Origin of the sequence: Pseudomonas sp. NFACC02, from assembly GCF_900110765.1 — a bacterium.
Lineage (GTDB): Bacteria > Pseudomonadota > Gammaproteobacteria > Pseudomonadales > Pseudomonadaceae > Aquipseudomonas.
Genome location: NZ_FOEO01000007.1, coordinates 49260 through 68158, shown reverse-complemented (window position 1 = coordinate 68158; position 18899 = coordinate 49260). Strand labels below are relative to the sequence as shown.

Genomic DNA, 18899 nt, shown 5'->3' with positions numbered 1-18899 from the left:
TAGCTATTTGTCTTGTAGGAAGTTTCCGAGATGGCGTTAAAGTCATGCTAAAACAAATTTGCAGATTTTAGGGTGCCGTTACTCGTTCTGATAGAGCAAGTAACCGCTCTCTCGGAACAAGGAGATTCCCCTTGGCGTTTTCCTACACGTCACGTCGTTCATAAAATTTCGCACGATAAATAATTATTCAACGAGCGTGGTGTGTCTGACGTTTCATAGGGGCTCATTTTCGTTGTTCGTCTGTCTTCCCGCTCGGCTGGATGCCGGGAGGGAGACGAGCAACCTACCTTGGAGCTACACCGATGAACGATACATCCACCCAATCCGCCGGGCTTCCTGAAAACATTGCGCAGCACTTCGCAGACCTGACCGAGGCCTGTGCGCGCTCCAGTGAGCTGATGGCTAAGAACCTGACGTTGCGAGAAGTCGCGTCGAACCTGCTCATCTCCACTGTCCGGGCGATCAATCTGAAGGTTTGCAGTCCAGACGCCCTTTTCTTCAACCGCCCCGATGGCGATCAGCAGATTGTCTCGATTGCGATGCCCGATTTGCTCGTAGACGTCATGCGTCACGGGGATTCAGTGATGGAGGAGGCCGGCGCCGCGTTCTTCACTCGACACGATTCGCTTGACGCGGAGCACGCGCTTTCTGATGGGCAAAATCAGGAGTTGAGAGAGGCTGTGGTGCGGTTTTCAGGCACATTGTCCGAGACCTATCAGGCGCACCTCGAGGGATTGTGGCAAAAGCCCGTTGTCACCTCTGACCACCTGGAGTCCGCTGTTACGACGGTTGACGAGCTCATCCAGCAGCAGGGTGCCGCGCTGGACACCGAGTTGGCGTTGTGTGGTTTTGCGCAGCTAATGTCCACGCAAGAGCAAAAACGGCTTTCACGCGTGATTGAGGGCCATTCGACCGACGGTGTATTTGGTCTTGAATGGACCGCCGCCGATGGTTCGCGCAAGACTGTGCCTTCAGCCTACGTCGTGAGCGAGTCCGTGGAGAATGACGGGCAACCTTCAGGCGTGGTTTTCCTGGTCATGCCTGCTCGCGGTATTGAGCGCTTTGAGTCCGTGGCGTTGTTGCGAGAAGGCCTCAGCAGCAAGCTCGCGGGTTCACTGAAGGATTCACTCCTGATCCGCGATCTGACGCAGCTTGGGGAGCAGGGCACGGTCGACCCGGACGCGTGGACGTTCGAGCGCCTGAACGATCCCCTCATTCAAACCCATGTGCACCAGGTGCGGCATAAACAGACGCACGATTGCCAGTTCCTGCTGGCGCGGGACGGTGAGCCCACTGACCGTAACGCGTTCTACACGCAATTGCAGAGCGTGCAGGTGTGTGCCCATCTCGACGAAGGTATGGGTCAACGTTTCAACTCATGGATGGCCAGGCTGAGCGAGATGGCAGAACCCGATTGGCGCAAGTACGGCGACGCCGAACAGAAAGCGCATCTGCTTCGTCTGGAACAGGCTCACGATGATCGTAAAAAGGCAGTGGATGCACTCTTAGGTCATCTTCACTCCCTTGAGACATTCGCTTATTCAGAAATGACTCAGTACATGCGCCAGCATTTAGGTCGGGTGATCGATCCGAGTCGTGTCCGGATCCATGTGCATGACACTATTGAGCTGAGGCTGGATGACGCCCTGAACACTGTTTACGAATACTCGCTGCTGGAGTTCGCGGTTAAGGGGGTATCGATTGCTGCCTCAAGAATGAGGTTCTCCCCGTCACCCGATCAGCTGCATGCCGATTTTTCCGGGGCGTTCGTCAAGCAAATGCTCGATACGCTGAATCTTCACGTTCGCTATGAGAAGGCCCTGGAACAACGCTTGAATGACGAAAGCGTGCTGCGTGCCATGACGCATCATCGCGACAGTGCAATTGCGCTTGGCGCCCACGCGGCGAAGATGCAGGGACATTTACTGCAGGAGCGCAGTCATGATCTTGTTCACTTGATCCGTGGTGACAAGGCTCCTGCAGGCACCGTGCACACGATGGGCAGCTTGCACCTGACGGCGACTGATTCCCGGCTCAGGGATGTGATAGTCATCAAGGAGCGAACGCACACTGACGAGCACTATGTACTGTATGCCCCCGGTGCTCCGGGTGGACGTGACTTTTTCGAATTTGGCTCATGGCGCCAGTTGAGCTTTCACATTGGTGGGTGGCTGGCTGACGAGGCGGGTCGTAACTATCTTCATGGCCAGTTGTTCGGCCCTTCCAAGGCTGGAGCGATTGCGTTTCTGAACGAGGCGCAACTCAATGCTGCTCTCTGGACACCCGACAGTTGTCGCCTGGTGAGCTGCACTGGGCAAAATTTCGAAGGTAACCTCTCCAGTCTTGTTCGCCAAAAAGCATTGGGCCGCTTTCCTTTCTTCAACGGAGAAGCTCGACCGGCCGCGGACTTACCGTCGTCTGCCAATGCCTCGGTTCTCGCCATGCTGAATGTCCAGATCACCGCGTTGAATAACGTCTTCGCCAAGCTCAGCCCGGAAATGATGACGCTGCGCGATTACATTCATAAGGAGACGAGCAGGCTGCTTAACGAGTATCTGCAAAGCGTGGGATACCCGGGGCATATCGACCCTGACACGCTGTATCTGGCGCTTGGTATTCCGTTTACCGAAACGCCCGATTTCGGCAAAAACAGTGAATTGCGATCGCTGACGGAACTGATGATGTACGGCAGTGAGGACATTAAAAGCTACAGCCCGCTGATTCATTTGTATTCATCGGCTGGAACGGACGTGAAGGCTTTGCCTGTTAATCTCATCAGCTTCCTGGATAAGCAGGTTCGCGAAGCGGATCTCGCCGCGCGTTATATGAAATACCTGACGGATGAATTCCTGGGCCGGCAGCACCCGCTTCATAAACGTCGCAAGGCATTGATCGCAAGACGTATCCAGTGCGAGATGAGCCGAGGAGCGTTATTAACGTTTCAACAACGTCATCTGAGTCTGGCTCAGTACACCTGGTTGCGTCAGGCAATCGACGGCCTGTCGGTGGACGCACCCGTCGTGGCCGCCGTGGAGCATACAGCGGTGTCGGTGTTCAAAATCGCTAATCAGACGATTGAAGGCGTTTATATATTCAGGGATTTCAACCGTCAGGACCCGGATTACAACTTGTTGTATACACCTGGGGCACCTGACGGCCTTGATTTTCGACCGCTGTCCGATTACGCCCAATTGTTGAGTTCTGAGAAGATGCAACGCTATTTCGCATCCCGTGTATCACATGTCGGGGAGAAGCGAGTGCGCATTTTCCTTGATGAGTTCGTCCGAGGCAGCAAGTACGACCCAGACTTCATCAGGATTCATAATCGGCCGGAAAACCGGATAACTAACATTGAACAGCTCTACGGTGAAATGTTCGAGCGCATGATCGCAGACGTGGACAGCCAGACAGAAAGCGTGGCGGAAAAACGATTCGCGCTGGCGTATACGATTATCAGATGGACGGGCACCATTGTGTTTATCCCCTTCCCTGGCTTGAATGTGCCGTGGGGATTGATGATGGCCTCGCTTACTATTGTAGAGGCAGTTGACGCCTATGAATCGGGTGACCGCGCGGCTGCGCTTCCGCTGTTTATTGAGGGTGCGGTAGGCCTCGTTCTTGGCGGCGGAGGCGCCAAGGATCTGATTAAAGGAGTGGATGGGTTGACCATCAAGCTTGCAACCAAGGCCGGTCGCTGGGCGTGGAAAAAATACGATCTGGGTGTCGCTTACCGGTTACCTGCCTAATGAATGGCTTGACCCGACGGGAGTTGCACTAACCGTTGGGTCAACCGGATGCGCTGCACAGGATCGTCACTCAACATCAACGCATGCTCCAGGTCGAAACGTTCGGCCTGCGGGCATTCGAGCGCCTGGTAGAGGCTGGCACGGGCGAGGTAGTCACTGGTGTTGCCTGGACCCAGTTCCATGACCCGCGTCGCATCTTTCAATGACGACAGCAGATCATCGTTGATCTGGTGCAAGTGACGCAGGTTGCGGGACAACCGCTGAAGCATGGCTTGGGCCGTGGCCGTGCGCATGTGTTCGGCCAGCAGCGGCATGCTGGGACCGAACTGGCGCAAGAGCAGCTCCCGGCAATCCCTGGGGTAAAGCCTTCGGCCGTCGCACGGGTCCAGCGTGTGGTCGGCGCCCGGCACGCGCAGCAGAAAATGGCCGGGGAAATTCACACCTTCCAGCGGAATCTCCAGACGCCTCGCCAACTCCAGTGCAACCATCGCCAGAGCCAATGGCTGACCCCGCCGACGCTCCACCACCTTAGGCAGCAAAGCGACCTGAGGTCTGGGCTGGGCAACATCGTCTTGCTGAAAGCCGATCGTCGCCATGTTCCGCAGCAGTGGCTGGGCCAGCTCCGCCGCTGGCAATAAAGGCAGAGCGGCGCTGACACGGCGTTGCAGTTGCCCCATCCGCTCATGGGTCTGTTGCGGGTCGGCCTGCGGGTCGTGCTCGACCGCTATCCACAGCGCTGCGTCGAACGTCGACGGGGGCGTGCGCTGCAGGCAATCAAGGCAGTGTTGGCGTGGATTCATCGACTTCTCCAATCGGATCAGGCGTCTGAAAAAACGGTGCTGAAGGCTCCGTTGTAGCCCTGGCCACGCGCTTCGTCCAGTGCCGATTGTGGGCGCGGGCATTCTCACCGGTCACTGCCGACAGACCGTCTGGATATGACGGAGGACCGCCCCCGTTTTTTTTATCAGCGCCTATACTCGCAATACAAAAAAACGGGAGCACTGCCGATGTTCGCTCTCATGCAAAGTTCACGCGTTCAATCGCTGCACATGATCGTTGACCCGCACACTTGCCTGAAAGCCGTGGTCGCGATCCATAGCAGTCGGAAGGGGCCGGCGCTGGGCGGCTGTCGCTACCTTTCCTATCCAAACGAAGAGAGTGCTATCGAAGACGCGATTCAATTGGCAAGGAACATGAGTTACAAGGCGGTGATGGCTGGCTTGTCGCTGGGCGGCGGGACGGCCGTCATTTTACGGCCCGCCCATGTACCCGATCGCGCGGCCTTGTTCGAAGCCTTCGGGCGGTTCATCCAGACGCTGGATGGTCGCTACATCACGGCGATGGACAGCGGCACGTCCAGCGAAGACATGGACTGCATCGCTCAATACACCCAGCACGTCACCAGCACCACAGAATCGGGCGATCCGTCGGCGTATACCGCCATGGGTTTGTACGCCGGTATCCGCACGACCGCGATGGCACGGCTAGGCAGCGACAACCTGGAAGGGCTGCGGGTGGCGATTCAAGGGCTGGGCCACGTCGGTTATGCGTTGGCAGAGCAGTTGCACGCGGCGGGGGCCGAGTTGCTGGTTGCGGATCTGGACAGCGGCAAGGTGCAGTTGGCGATGGAGCAGATGGGCGCCAAGCCCGTCTCCAGCGATGCGCTGCTCAGTACGCCTTGCGACATACTCGCTCCGTGTGGGCTGGGCGGGGTGCTCAACAGCCACAGTGTGACCAAACTGCGGTGCGCCGCCGTGGCCGGGGGCGCCAACAATCAACTGAGCTGCCCGGCCATTGCTGACCAGCTCGAGTCTCGCGGCATCCTCTACGCACCTGATTACGTGATCAACTCCGGTGGATTGATTTACATGGCGCTGCAGCATCAAGGGGAAAACCAGAACACCATCACCGCACATCTGTCTCAGATAGGAACACGGCTGACTGAAGTATTTGCCCATGCCCAGGCCGAGAAGCGCTCACCCGCGCGGGTTGCCGATGCATTGGCAGAACGCCTGTTGAACATCGACTAGGCGCCCCACCGGCGTCTGTCGATCCAAACTCGCGACCACAAGTGGCGAGTGGTGACCATCACGCGTGCGTCGCTCAGGCGTCGCCGCGTGCTCAGGAGTGTGCAATGTCCAATAACAAGATCGATCTTGCGTACACCCGTTATCTGTCCCCCGACGGTCGTCTGACCGGAGCACTTCCCCCTTGGGCCGATGACTTCAACCTGCTTACTCGTCTCTATCGCCACATGGTGCTGACCCGGCTCTTCGATCAGAAGGCCGTCGCGTTGCAGCGCACCGGACGCATCGGTACGTACGCCCCGACGTTGGGTCAGGAAGCCATCGGCGTTGCCATTGGCAGTCTGATGCACCCCGAAGACGTGTTGATTCCGTATTACCGTGACACGGCTGTGCAGTTGATGCGCGGCGTGCGCATGGAAGAAATCCTGCTGTATTGGGGCGGCGACGAGCGTGGCAGTGATTACGCTGAACCTGCCGTGGCACAAGACTTCCCTCTCTGCGTCCCGATAGCGACTCAGTCGCTGCATGCCTGTGGCGTCGCCAGCGCCTTCAAGATTCGCGGCGAGCATCGGGTGGCGGTGACCACCTGCGGCGATGGCGCCACCAGTAAGGGCGACTTTCTCGAAGCCTTGAACGTGGCCGGTGCCTGGCAATTGCCGGTGGTGTTCGTGATCAACAACAACCAGTGGGCGATCTCCGTGCCCCGACGTATCCAGTGCGGCGCGCCGACGCTCGCGCAAAAGGCCATCGGTGCCGGGTTCCATGGCGAGCAGGTGGACGGCAACGACATCCTCGCCGTTTACGACCGGATGCAGGTTGCGCTGGAGCGCGCACGCAAGGGCAAGGGGCCGGTGCTGCTGGAGTGCCTGAGTTATCGCTTGGGCGACCACACCACCGCCGACGATGCCACGCGCTATCGAGCGGCTGAGGAAGTGAAACAGGCGTGGCAGGAAGAGCCGATCAAACGGCTGCAATCGTTCATGGCCAGTCAGGGCGTTTGGGACGAGGGGCGTGAACAGGCACTCATCGCCGAATGCCAGGGCTTGGTTCAGCAGTCTGTGGATAACTTCGAGCGTGCAGGCAATCAGGCGCCGGAATCGGTGATCGACCACGTGTACGCGAAGTGGCCCGCGCCGTTGGCCGATCAGCGTGAGTGGTTCCTTGAGCGCGTGGCGCGTCGCAATGGAGGTGCCGGTCATGGCGAATGATCTGTTCACAGACAAAAAACTGAGCTTGCTGGAAGCCGTCAATCTGGCGATGCACCGGGCCATGAGCGAAGACGAAAACGTCGTGGTGCTGGGCGAAGACGTTGGCGTCAACGGTGGCGTGTTCCGGGCGACACAAGGGCTGCGCGACGCCTTCGGCTTCAAGCGCGTGATCGATTCGCCGCTGGCTGAAACCATGCTCGGCGGACTGGTCGTCGGCATGGCCGCGCAGGGCTTGAAACCAGTGGTCGAGATTCAGTTCATGGGCTTCATCTACGCCGCAATGGAGCACCTGGTTTCCCATGCGGCGCGTATGCGCAATCGCACCCGCGGTCGGTTGAGTTGCCCCATGGTTCTGCGCTCTCCGATGGGCGCAGGGATTCGCGCGCCGGAGCATCACAGCGAAAGCACCGAGGCGATATTCGCCCATGTGCCGGGCTTGCGTGTTGTGATCCCGTCCTCGCCTGCCCGAGCCTATGGATTGCTGCTTTCGGCCATCGACGATCCTGATCCGGTGATTTTTCTGGAGCCCACCAGGCTCTACCGCATGAGTCCACAAACGCTGGTGAACGATGGCAAGCGCCTGCCGCTGGACACCTGTTTCACGCTGCGTGAAGGCAGCGACATCACCCTCGTCAGTTGGGGTGCGAGCGTCCACGAAACCCTCCAGGCTGCAAATGCCCTGGCCGAACAGGGTGTTTCTGCGGAGGTGATCGACGTCGCATGCGTCAAGCCGCTAGACCTCGACACGCTGGAAGCGTCGGTGCGCAAGACCGGGCGCTGCGTGATCGTCCATGAAGCGCCTCGCTCGGGTGGGCTAGGCGGGGAAATTGCCGCCAGCCTTTATGAGCGCGTCCTGTTGGACTTGCAGGCGCCCATTCAACGGGTTACCGCGCCGGACATTCCGCCGCCGCTGTACCGGTTGGAGCAACTGTACATCCCGAGCGTCGAAGACATTCTTCACGCCTGCGACAGCGCCCTGAATTTCGCCTGACGGCCGAGGAGGCTTGCGATGAAATATTTCAAACTGCCCGATCTGGGCGAAGGTTTGCAGGAAGCGGAAATCGTCGAGTGGCACGTCAAGGCAGGGGATACGGTCAAAGCCGATCAGCTTGTGGTGTCGGTCGAAACGGCCAAGGCCATCGTCGATATCCCCGCGCCGTATGACGGTGTAGTGGCGAAGGTCTATGGCGGCGACGGCGACATCTTGCACGTCGGTGAGCCGCTGATGGCGTTCGAGGGCGAGGGCGATGCGGGCACGGTCGTTGGCCGTCTGGAGGGCGGGGGAGACAGCCACGACGATCAGTTCTACGTCGGCGCTGCGCCGTCGACCCGAGAGCACATGTCGACCCGCGCGACACCGGCGGTCCGTCAACTGGCGCGGCAATTGGGTGTTGACCTGAATGCGCTGAGCGGTTCGGGCAGTGATGGCCTGATTACCCGCGCCGATGTGGAAAATGCCTCCCAGGCGGAACGAGACAGGTTTGGCGGGGAAAAGCTGCGCGGCGTCCGGCGCAGCATGGCGTTGAACATGGCCAGGTCCCACGCTGAAGTGGTCCCAGTGACGATTTTCGGTGACGCCGATCTGCATCGCTGGGGTTCAGCGCGCGATCCATTGATTCGTATCGGCAAGGCGATGGCGGTGGCGTGCAAGGTCGAGCCGGTCCTGAACAGCTGGTTCGACGGCAAGTCGCTGTCGATCAAGCATCACGATACCCTCGACCTTGGGATTGCCGTGGACACGCCAGACGGCTTGTTCGTGCCGGTGCTGCGCGACGTCGGCAATCGTCAGTCAGCGGACCTGAAAGAGGGCATGAATCACCTGCGGGCTGACGTCAAGGCGCGCTCGATTCCGCCACGGGAAATGATGGGCGCCACGATCACCCTGTCTAACTTTGGCACGTTGTTCGGCCGCTACGCCAATCCCGTCGTCGTGCCGCCGCAAGTGGCGATCATCGGCGCGGGCGGCATTCGCGAAGAGCCAGTGGCTGTGGATGGGCATGTGGTGATTCACCCGATCCTGCCGCTGTCACTCACCTTTGATCACCGCGCAGTGACCGGAGGAGAGGCCGCGCGGTTTTTCAAGGTATTGGTGGAGGCGCTGGAAAAACCGGAGTAGCCACAAGGCGACGCACAATTCTGTTCTGGCCTGAAGGCGGGGGAGATTCTGTGGGTCCCAAACCCGTGGTGTCAGTCACTGTGGATGTTGCTGGCCCACCGCATTCGCCAGCAAGCCGGCTCCTACAGTATTCGCGTCGTGTTCATGTCTTTGGAACGACGCGAACCCTGTAGGAGCCGTCCGAGGTTACGAGGGCCGCGAATGCGGTGGGTCATTTATTGTTGATGGTGCTGACCTGACGCCTTCGTCGGAATGCCGCCCAGAGCAAGCTCACTCCCGCAGGTCTGCGGTGTGTCAATTACTGTGGATGTTGCTGACCCACCGCATTCGCCAGCAAGCCGGCTCCTACGTTATTGGCATCGTGTTCAAGCCTTCGGAACGATGCGAACTCTGTAGGAGCCGTCCGAGGTTACGAGGGCCGCGAAAGCGGTGGGTCATTTATTGTTGACGGTGCTGACCTGACGCCTTCGTCGGAATGCCGCCCAGAGCAAGCTCACTCCCACAGGTCTGCGGTGTGTCAGTCACTGTGGATGTTGCTGACCCACCGCCTTCGCCAGCAAACCGCCTCCCGCAGGTTTCGTTTTCGAAATTAATGAAACGATATTCCATAAATAGTATTGGTTGAGTGCCTTCGACTGCCTGTGGTCGGCAAAAAATCTGTGCTTTATCGATTAACGGCAAGGTTTGGCGTTGACGAGGAAGAGCGCAAAAGTTAGCGTTAACGAAACGGTATTTCAAAAACAACAGAATCCGAGGTTTTCGTATGGGCTTTTTCGCGCCGCCTCCCTCCGTCACGGCTGAGGTTTTTACCCGTCTGCCAGACCGGTTTCGGTCGAAAAAAAAGACGGCCTGGGCGAATGCCAATCGGCAGGGAAAGGAAATCGACTCCTTTCTTGAGGGGCCGTCATTCGATCGCGATGGGCGTCTCTACGTGACCGATATCCCAAACGGGCGGATTTTCCGGATCAGCGCAGACGGCGACTGGGAGCAGGTGGCCGATTACGATGGCTGGCCGAACGGCCTGAAAATCCACCGCGACGGACGTATCTTCATCACCGACTACAAGCGCGGGATCGTTGTGCTGGACCCCGAGTCCGGCGAGGTGACGCCGTTGCTGGAAAGCGCGGGCTCGGAAGGATTCAAGGGCGTCAACGATCTGGTTTTCGCTCCCAACGGGGACATGTATTTCACCGATCAGGGGCAGACCGGCTTGCAAGACGCCAGCGGGCGGGTCTACAAGCTCAGCGCCGATGGCCAGCTGAGTTGCCTGCTCAACACCGTTCCCAGTCCTAACGGTATCGTCTTCGACCCTCGGCACAATCACCTGCTGATCGCGGTCACGCGAGCACAACAGATCTGGCGCATTCCGCTGGGCAACGGATCGATCACTGGAAAGGTCGGGGTCTTCGCCCAGCTCCATGGCGGCCTGGGTGGCCCTGACGGCTTGGCGCTGGATGAGCAAAGCAATCTTTATATTGCCCATACCGGGTTTGGCTCGGTGTGGCGGTTGTCCCCTGTCGCCGAACCCTTGCTGAGGATCGTTTCAGGCGCGGGTATCAGTAACACCAACCTGGCATTCGGCGGCGAAGAGAACCGGTTTCTCTATGTGACTGAGTCCGAGACCGGCAGCATTCTGCGGATTCAGGTACCGGTGCCCGGCATGCAGATGTATTCCCACACCTGACGCGTTGTCTGTCTCGTGCTCATGAACAACTACAAAAGAGCGACGCCATGACTTTGCAATCCAATCAAGACACGAGCCCCGCATTGACCGATGCCGAGGGCGAACTGCTGCTCAAGCGCGTGCTGCGCCGCATTGTGCCGTTCATCTTCCTTTGCTACGTGATCAGCTACCTGGACCGCACCAACGTCGGTTTCGCAGCCATCACGATGAACAAAGAGCTGGGGCTGACCGCCACCATGTTCGGCTGGGCGGCGGGGCTGTTTTTCTTCGGTTACTTCATCTTTGAAATTCCCAGCAATCTGCTGATGCAGCGCTTCGGCGCCAGGGTATGGATCGCCAGGATCATGATCACCTGGGGATTGATTTCGATGGCGACCGCGTTCGCCACTGGCCCGGTCAGCTTCGGTATCGCACGGTTTCTGCTGGGTGTCGCTGAAGCGGGTTTCACGCCCGGCGTGTACTTGTATTTCACAATGTGGTTTCCGGGGAAATGGCGTGCCCGGGCCACCGCCGCATTTCTGTTGGGGATTCCCGTTGCCAATATTCTGGGCTCGCCGTTTTCCGGATGGTTGCTGGGTATTCACGGGGTCGCGGGACTTCAGAGCTGGCAACTGCTGCTGATTACCGAGGCGCTGCCTGCGGTGATCCTGGGGATTGCCTGCCTCTTCGTTCTTGTGGACTCGCCCGACAAAGCCAAATGGCTGACGCCACGCGAAAAGCAATGGCTGGGTGCGCGCCTTGCGCATGAGCAGAGCGACATCGCCAGCCGCCATGGCAGTACCTTGCGCGGTGCACTGACTGACAAGCGGGTGTTTGTGCTGGCGTTCATCAACTTTTGCTGCATTGTCGGTTCTGTCGGAATTGGCATCTGGTTACCGCAGATCGTCAAAGGCCTGGGGATGGAAAATGCGACGGTGGGATTTGTCACCGCGATTCCGTACCTCGTCGGTGCGTGTGCGATGACGCTCTGGGCAAAGTTGGCCAATCGAAGCAAGCAGCGTATGCCCTATGTCATCAGTGCGTTGTGCCTGGCGGCGCTGGCGCTGGTGGTCAGCGGCTTTGTCAGCGGACCGTTTTTGAAGGTGACCTGCCTGAGTGTGGCGGTGGCCAGCATCCTGTCGTTCCAGGCGACCTTCTGGGCGATCCCTTCGACCTTTCTGACAGGGCGCGCCGCGGCAGGCGGGCTGGCGCTGATCGTATCGATCGGTAACCTGGGCGGATTCGCCGGCCCCTCCATGATCGGCTTCATCAAGGATCTGAGTCAGAACTTTACCGGCCCGCTGTTTGCTGTGGCCGGGGTGCTGATCCTTGGCGCGCTGACCATGCTCATGCTCGGGGATCCCGCTCGGCGTGAGCCGCAACCCTTGCCATCGCGGCCCTTGAAGGCGGCATCTGCACAGCCTTAGCGCCGCGGGACATCATGACATGACGTGAATGCCGTTGCCCGGCGAATCTGGGCAACGGCATTTTTTATGCCTTCGAGGTTTTTTTGCTGCGGGCTGTCTGCGCCATAGGGGTGCCGTTTTCAACGGCCAGCGCGTCACCGCCCAGGCTGCGGGTCAGTTCCAGCGCTGCCTGCTGGAAAAGCGGATGAAGTGTCTGGGCCTGCTCGGCGGTCAGTCGGCTGGCAGGTCCTGACAGCACCAGAGCACCAATCAGGTTTTCACCCGGACCGAATATCGGCAACGCCATCGAAGACGCGTGGGGGTCAGTGGCGCCGACCGAATAAATCGGCTTGATCATTTTCGCGGCGAGCGAATAAGGCGTACGCAGCGCCTCTGCTCCGGCTGCGCCATCCATTGGGCGGGTGTCGCCGGGTTGCAGGTGCAGGCGCAGATGATGAGGCGAGTTCACGCGGTAGAGGCACATTCTGTAGGCGCCATGACGTACGTAGAACGAGGCCGTTTCACCGGTCTCCTGGGTCAGTCGGTGGAGCAGCGGGGTGATGTGTCGTTCCAGATCGAGGCCGTCCTGGTACACGGTGTTCAGCCTCATGATTTCAGTCGCCAGCTGGTAACGCCCATCGGCCATACGGGTGATCAGGCCATAGTTTTCCAGCGAAACCATCAGGCGCATGATCGTGCTTTTGATCAAGCCGGTGCGCTCGGCCAGCTCGGCCAGTTCCAGTGCGGTATCGCCCACTTTGAATGCGGTCAGGACGGTCAGCACCCGATCGGCCGAAGCGACCCCGGTGACGGCCGGGCGCGGGCGGATTTTTACCATTGGGTTGCTCCTTTTAATTGTGGGCATCGGGTGATGCGTGAATACGCTGCAAAATACTGCCAATGCCGTGATGGGGCAATCGGCAAGCGCTTGAGGTGCAAGCCTTTTGCGGCGTGGCCGGGAGGAGAGCGGGGCGGTCTGGAGAGTCGACGCGCAAAAAAAACGCCGCTTGCGGGGCTGGCCCGAAAGCGGCGTAAGCACACGCTTGCATCGATCAGTGGGCGTTAGCTTCCTGTTTGAAGCCAGCGTTATCGGAAGTGTCTCGCTGTTTGCGCCCCATCAGCAGCACCATCGCACCGCCTGCCGCGCAGAGGGCTGCAAGCGGCAATAGCGCGATCGCGTAGCTGCCGGTGGCATTGTGGATCGCGCCGTAGACGTTCACCATCATGCCGCCGCCGATCAGGTTGGCCAGCGCGCCAATCGCCGCCAGTCCTGCCGCGGCAGTCGACGAAGACAGCCAGGAGGAAACCAGTGCCCAGAAGGGGCCCTTCATGGAGTACGCGCCGATCAGCACCATCGAGAGCAGGCATACCGTGGCCACGAGCGAAGACGTGACCAGCGCCAGCAGCAAGCCTGCGGTGATCAGCAGCAAGGTTGTAGCGGTGTGCCAGCGACGTTCGCCGGTTTTGTCGGAGCTGCGGCCCCAGACAATCATCAGCACCGATGCAAGCCCGTAAGGGATGGCGTTGACCAGACCGATTTCAAGATTGCTCAGCCCGAATGTCTTGAGCAATTGAGGTGCCCAGACACTCATGGTGCTGCCCGCCGCCGACGCGCCGGAGTAAATCAGCGCCAGCACCCAGATATGTTTGTGGCGCAGCAGTTTCCACAGCGAGATGTGGCCGATTGGGGTCTTGCGACTGCGCTCTTCATCCAGGCGTGTGGTCAGCCAGGTGCGTTGCTCCGGGCTGAGCCAGCGGGCTTGTTCGGGACGATCCGTGAGGATGAACAGGCAGGCAATCCCCAGCAGGGTCGCGGGAATACCTTCAAGGATGAACAGCCAGTGCCAGCCGCGCATGCCCATCCATCCGTCCATGCTCAACAAGAGGCCGGAAATGGGAGAGCCGATGAAGTTCGCCGCCGGGATCGCCACCATGAAGATGGCGACCATTCGGCCTCGATAGGCTGCAGGCAGCCAGTAGGTGAGGTAAAGCAGAACCCCAGGGAAGAAACCGGCTTCGGCGGCGCCCAGCAGAAAGCGCATTACATAAAGCGAATTGGCGCCTTGCACGAACGCCGTCCCGGCTGAAATCAGGCCCCAGGTGATCATGATTCGGGCGATCCAGCGGCGCGCGCCGAACTTCTGCAGGGCCAGGTTGCTCGGTACCTCCACGAAGAAGTAGGAGACAAAAAACAGGCTGCTGGCGAGCCCGAAGATGGCCGGAGTCAGGCCAAGGTCGTGGTTCATCTGCAACGACGCCATGCCGATGTTGCCGCGATCAATGATCGCCAGCAGGTAGCAGATGATCAGGAACGGCAACAGTCGCCAGGCGACTTTACGCATGGTCGAGCGCTCGATGGCGCTGATCTCGATAGAACTGACAGGCATTGCGTTCTCTCCCGTTTTGTTTTTTTTGGAGAATCGATGTAAAGGTCCGGGCTCATTGAGAAGTTCCGGACAGTGCTGGCTCGATCAGCTCTGAAAGAGGTGGCGATTGACGACTGCGCGAGGGTCCGGCGCGGTGCCGCTCCAGAAGTTGACGATCTGCTGCACGGCCAGCAAGCCCACGCGATCCCGCGCCTCGACCGTGTTGGCGCCAACATGGGGTGTCGCGACCAGCGTCGGCAGCCCCCACAGTGGCGAGTCCGCCGGCGGCGGCTCAGGGTTGAAGGTGTCCAGCCCGGCTCCGGCGATCTTGCGACTGCTCAGCGCTTCAACCAGCGCGTCGGTGTCGATCAGCTCGCCTCGGGCGGTGTTGATCAGAATACTGCCCGGGCGCATGCGGTTGAACTGCGCTTCACCGAACAGGTTGCGGTTCTGTTCGGTCAGCGGACAGTGCAGGCTGATGATGTCGCTCTGCGCCACCAGTGCTTCAAAATCCCGCTCAAGATGAACGTTCGGCGCCGAGGGGAGTTCCTGCAGATAGGGATCGTAAACCTTGACGGTCATGCGCAAAGGGGCGACCAGCTCCATCAGGATGCGGCCAATCGAGCCCAATCCCACCAGTCCCAGTGTCTTGCCCGACAACTCCATACCCACGGAGGTCGCTTTATCCCAATGACCTTCGCGCATCCGCGCGTCCAGCAGGGCGGTCTGACGGGCGACGCTGAACATCAGGGCGAACGCATGTTCGGCCACCGATTGGGCATTGGCGCCCAGGGCGATGGTCACTGGAATGCTGCGATCAGCGGCGGCGGCGATGTCGATGGTGTCGTAGCCGACCCCATGCTTGGCAATGATCGTCAGTTTGGCGGACGCATTGATCATCTCGCGGGACAGCTTGCCTTGACGAACGATGATTGCGTCAGGCTGTTCTGCCGAGATGATCGAGGTCAACTCATCAGCAGGGGCGTAGGGGGTGGTCGGGATGACTCTGATGCCCTGAGAGGCAGCGTATGCCATCGCCTCGGCGGTCAGTTCGGGGCCGGTCAGAAGGAGGGTTCTGGTCATGTGCACACCTTGGTTTTTTTGTCTGAGTGCGGTTCGAGCGGTCGTGTGACGGCAACGATTTCGAATGAAATTACCATAATGAAATGGCGTTGCAATAAAAATGATTTCGATGCGTTTTGGTTTCTCAGGCTGAGCACCCTTCGGAGCGTTAAGTAAACGTTTGAAAAAGAATGAATAACTGGATTTCATTGGGCTTTGTCCCGTTCGTCACTTTTCCTTTGGTCGGAGGAAACCCATTTGCAGACTTGCTGCGTTCAAAAACCAGTGTTAATTTCGAAATGCCGTTTCATTAAATACGTTTCAGATGTCTGACGGCACACAAAAAAACACAAGAGGAATGCCGCATGTCCATTGGTTTCAGGGTGCTCAAGCAAGAGCGCAAGGTTGCTGCCGAGTGGGTCGAACGCTATCGCGCCGTGCCTGTCGCTAACGTCAGTGATTCGATGAATCGCATGACCGCCGGCGGCGCGCGACTTCACGCCATGCACCGCAAGGGCGTGCTGGCAGGGCCTGCGCTGACGGTCAAGGCGCGTCCTGGCGATAACCTGATGCTCCATCACGCCCTCGATATCGCCCAGCCAGGCGACGTCATCGTTGTGGACGCAGGCGGCGATCTGAGCAATGCGCTGATTGGCGAGATGATGGTGGCCTACGCGATCAAAAAGGGCGTTGCAGGCATCGTCATCAATGGCGCCATTCGTGACGCCGACGCCATTGGTGCGGGTGATTTTCCTGTGTTTGCCGCCGGGGTGACGCATCGCGGCCCGTATAAGGATGGACCGGGTGAGGTGAACGTCCCGATCGCTCTCGACGGCATGGTCATCGAGCCGGGGGACCTGGTGATCGGTGACAGCGACGGTCTGCTCTGCGTGCCTTTCGATCAGGTTGCCGAAGTGTACGACCGCGCACACGCCAAGCATGCGGCGGAGCAGAAACAGCTCGAGCAGATTGCGCAGGGTGAGAATGACCGCTCATGGGTCATGAAAGCATTGCTGCAAAAGGGATGCGAATTTCCGGCTTGAGATTTGAGGGCTCTACAGCCCATTTGCCGGGGCTCCACGAACACGTTGAAGAGCCCGGGGACGGTGGCGTTAGGCCTGATGGCTGCTAGTGCGGGCGGTTTGATGTCCTGGTATGGGCAATTCCGCAACGCTGCTTTCAAGTCAGCATCCAGGTCAGTTGTTGTGTGATCAGAGGCCCCCGGACGGGGGCCTCTTTTACGGCAACATCAATCGCCAGCTTTCAATGATCTCCCCACCTAGCCGCTTCAGTCTGGAGACCCTGGGCACTCCGGGGCAAAGCGTTTCCACCAGTCGGGACGGTCGGCCTGTTGCTGATAGGTCTGTACTTGATCGGCCGCGCTCCCCAGCAGTTGTTCAACGCTCAGGCCGCGACGGGCGACATACTCGTCCAGATCTTGTACGGCGCGTGAAAGGACCGGGTAGCCGCCGGCGAATACCGCCGACGTCATCTCAGTCGCGCAGGCCCCCGCCAGGAGGAAGCGGGCTACATCCAGGCCAGTACGGGCGCCGTTTGTGGCGATCAGCGGGTAGTTGTCGCCCATTGCCTTGCGGGTCATCATCAACCACCGGGCGGTCAGCGGCAGCGCCCAGCCGCCACCAATCGCTGCACTGGTTCCCAGCATGGGCAGGCCGGTGTCCAGATCCGGCAAAAATCCCATGAAGCGGCCCATCATTACCACGCTGTCCGCGCCACCTCGACGTGCCGCCTGAGCCAGCCCGACCACGTCCTCGCTTTGTCCGGTCAGTTTGATCCACAAGGGGAGGGTAGTGGCTTTGCGAATGCGCGACACAATCGCCTCGATTCGCGCCGCTCCCCGCTCCAGCACGATGGCGCCCTTGGCCGCTTCTTCGCCGTGGGGGGCGCCGATGTTCAGCTCCAGGACGCGCAAACCCGCCTGTTCGATCTGCCGGGCGTAATCGGCGCATTGCTCAAGGTCACTGAGGATCAGGCTTGGAATGACATAGGCGTCTCGCTGGCGGGCTTCGATATCCAGTGTCGCCAGTTCATCGAGCCATTCGGCAAACTCGCGCTGAACCAGCCCGGAACGACCGAACAGGCTGGCATCGGCTGGCGGCGAGAAGTCCCACGGCAAGCGCCTCCAGTTCGAATCCAGCAGCACATAATCGGTCTTGTCCAGTTGCTGCTTGGCAGCCTGGGATTCATTGGTGGATTTGGCCACTACCGCGCCGACCCCGGTGGCCAGGGCGGCACGAATGGCCTCGCGGGTCATGGTTTGTTCCCCGGCGCCGCAGATGACCGGGTTTTTCAGCGTCAGCCGGCCGATAGGTGTGGTGAGTCGCGTCATGGTCGGTCCACTCACAGGTTCATCAGGCGTGAGGCGTTGCCGGAGGTCATCTTGCGAATGTCTTCATCGCTGTAACCCAGGTCCAGCAGTTGGCCGATTACGTTGCGAAAGCCTTCGGCAATGCTTGGGTTGCCCTGTTGGCCAAGGTCAGAACCGAGGATGGTCAGATCCACCGTCCCGGCTTCGATGACCTGTTGCAGAAATTGGTCATCGTAGAATTTGAACTTGGACCCCGGGACCCACATGCACATGGAGTGCTCCATGAACACACCTTCGCTGGCCAGTTGGCGCATGTCGTCGAGCGTGGCATCGACCACATAGGTCGGGTGGTTGACGAGCAGGCGTTTGACCCCGCGTTTACGGGCTTCTTCGAACAGCGGCCAGATCTCCCGGATGTTCAGGTGGCCGGCAGAGAGCACGACATCTTCGGCGGCAATCAGGTCCAGGATCGCTTTGACTTCTTCTTTCAAATGGCCGTCGTCATCGAGCACGGTCAGCGGGATCGGCTGCAGCATGCGCTGGGTGGTCTGCGGAAATTTCTCGGTGAACTTGGCGTCCTGATGATGGTGTGCGATGTGGTTGGCCGACGAAAAGGTTGGCATCCAGACCAGGTTCGCGCCCAGTTTCAGGCCGTGTTCGACCGCGTGAACGTTCAGACCGCCAACCGCGTTGTTCAGCGGTACGCCGGAAAGCATATGCACGTCGAGTTCACTGAAATGCTTGTTCAGCAACGTCGTGACCGGCGTGCAACTGTAGTAGTGATCCTTGAGCAGCACGGCTTTGAGCCCCGCTTCGCTGGCTTCGCGCATGGCCTCGACGTGGTCGCAGTAGCGTGGCATCACCGAAGGGCCGCTGTGGCAGTGCAGGTCGATGGCGCCGCGCATCAGGCTGTCGATGTGGGCTTTGCGGTCTTCGGTAGCAGGTTTGACGATGGCATTCATGGTGTGACCTCTTG

14 protein-coding genes are annotated in these 18899 nt (G+C 59.4%); 8 read left to right on the top strand and 6 right to left on the bottom strand.

Annotated features, from left to right (window positions below; translation table 11 throughout):
* Positions 1 to 302 precede the first annotated feature (302 nt).
* The gene (locus tag BMY73_RS08650; RefSeq protein ID WP_092406445.1) at positions 303 to 3746 is read left to right on the top strand and encodes a dermonecrotic toxin domain-containing protein; all 3444 of its coding nucleotides are present in this window, start codon (positions 303 to 305) and stop codon (positions 3744 to 3746) included.
* On the opposite strand, the gene BMY73_RS08645 is transcribed toward BMY73_RS08650, so the two are convergent.
* The gene (locus BMY73_RS08645; protein ID WP_092406443.1) at positions 3743 to 4546 is read right to left on the bottom strand and encodes a SirB1 family protein; all 804 of its coding nucleotides are present in this window, start codon (positions 4544 to 4546) and stop codon (positions 3743 to 3745) included. The genes BMY73_RS08650 and BMY73_RS08645 overlap by 4 nt on opposite strands.
* A 207-nt stretch (positions 4547 to 4753) precedes the next feature.
* On the opposite strand from BMY73_RS08645, the gene BMY73_RS08640 reads away from it, so the two are divergent.
* The 6 genes from BMY73_RS08640 to BMY73_RS08615 all read left to right on the top strand — a co-directional run bounded on the left by BMY73_RS08640 (position 4754) and on the right by BMY73_RS08615 (position 12187).
* A complete protein-coding gene (locus BMY73_RS08640) occupies positions 4754 to 5776 on the top strand; it encodes a Glu/Leu/Phe/Val dehydrogenase family protein (protein WP_092406441.1) in 1023 nt (340 codons plus the stop codon).
* A 104-nt stretch (positions 5777 to 5880) separates the two neighbouring features.
* Positions 5881 to 6981, top strand: coding sequence for a pyruvate dehydrogenase (acetyl-transferring) E1 component subunit alpha (gene pdhA, locus BMY73_RS08635; RefSeq protein WP_062386762.1), 1101 nt, complete (start codon positions 5881 to 5883; stop codon positions 6979 to 6981).
* On the top strand, positions 6971 to 7972 hold the full coding sequence (locus BMY73_RS08630; protein WP_092406439.1) for an alpha-ketoacid dehydrogenase subunit beta: 1002 nt from the start codon (positions 6971 to 6973) through the stop codon (positions 7970 to 7972). The genes pdhA and BMY73_RS08630 overlap by 11 nt, the downstream gene beginning before the upstream one ends.
* Before the next feature lie 18 nt (positions 7973 to 7990).
* Positions 7991 to 9097, top strand: coding sequence for a dihydrolipoamide acetyltransferase family protein (locus BMY73_RS08625; RefSeq protein WP_092406437.1), 1107 nt, complete (start codon positions 7991 to 7993; stop codon positions 9095 to 9097).
* 763 nt (positions 9098 to 9860) lie between these two features.
* Complete coding sequence (locus tag BMY73_RS08620) at positions 9861 to 10781, top strand: SMP-30/gluconolactonase/LRE family protein (protein ID WP_092406435.1); 921 nt, start codon at positions 9861 to 9863, stop codon at positions 10779 to 10781.
* 47 nt (positions 10782 to 10828) lie between these two features.
* Positions 10829 to 12187: an MFS transporter gene (locus BMY73_RS08615; RefSeq protein WP_092406433.1), complete on the top strand. Its 1359-nt coding sequence runs from the start codon at positions 10829 to 10831 to the stop codon at positions 12185 to 12187.
* 64 nt (positions 12188 to 12251) lie between these two features.
* Here the strand turns inward: BMY73_RS08615 and BMY73_RS08610 are convergent, their stop codons facing one another.
* The 3 genes from BMY73_RS08610 to BMY73_RS08600 form a co-directional block, all read right to left on the bottom strand.
* On the bottom strand, positions 12252 to 13004 hold the full coding sequence (locus BMY73_RS08610) for an IclR family transcriptional regulator (RefSeq protein ID WP_062386750.1): 753 nt from the start codon (positions 13002 to 13004) through the stop codon (positions 12252 to 12254).
* A 214-nt stretch (positions 13005 to 13218) separates the two neighbouring features.
* Positions 13219 to 14553, bottom strand: coding sequence for an MFS transporter (locus tag BMY73_RS08605; RefSeq protein ID WP_062386746.1), 1335 nt, complete (start codon positions 14551 to 14553; stop codon positions 13219 to 13221).
* Positions 14554 to 14637: 84 nt separating this feature from the next.
* Complete coding sequence (locus BMY73_RS08600; RefSeq protein WP_092406600.1) at positions 14638 to 15615, bottom strand: hydroxyacid dehydrogenase; 978 nt, start codon at positions 15613 to 15615, stop codon at positions 14638 to 14640.
* Between the two features lie 344 nt (positions 15616 to 15959).
* Here BMY73_RS08600 and BMY73_RS08595 point away from each other — a divergent pair, with 344 nt between their 5' ends.
* Complete coding sequence (locus BMY73_RS08595) at positions 15960 to 16637, top strand: RraA family protein (RefSeq protein ID WP_062386743.1); 678 nt, start codon at positions 15960 to 15962, stop codon at positions 16635 to 16637.
* 245 nt (positions 16638 to 16882) lie between these two features.
* On the opposite strand, the gene BMY73_RS08590 is transcribed toward BMY73_RS08595, so the two are convergent.
* A complete protein-coding gene (locus BMY73_RS08590; RefSeq protein WP_092406431.1) occupies positions 16883 to 17944 on the bottom strand; it encodes a beta/alpha barrel domain-containing protein in 1062 nt (353 codons plus the stop codon).
* An 11-nt stretch (positions 17945 to 17955) separates the two neighbouring features.
* A complete protein-coding gene (locus BMY73_RS08585) occupies positions 17956 to 18885 on the bottom strand; it encodes a DUF6282 family protein (protein ID WP_062386738.1) in 930 nt (309 codons plus the stop codon).
* Between the last annotated feature and the right edge of the window lie 14 nt (positions 18886 to 18899).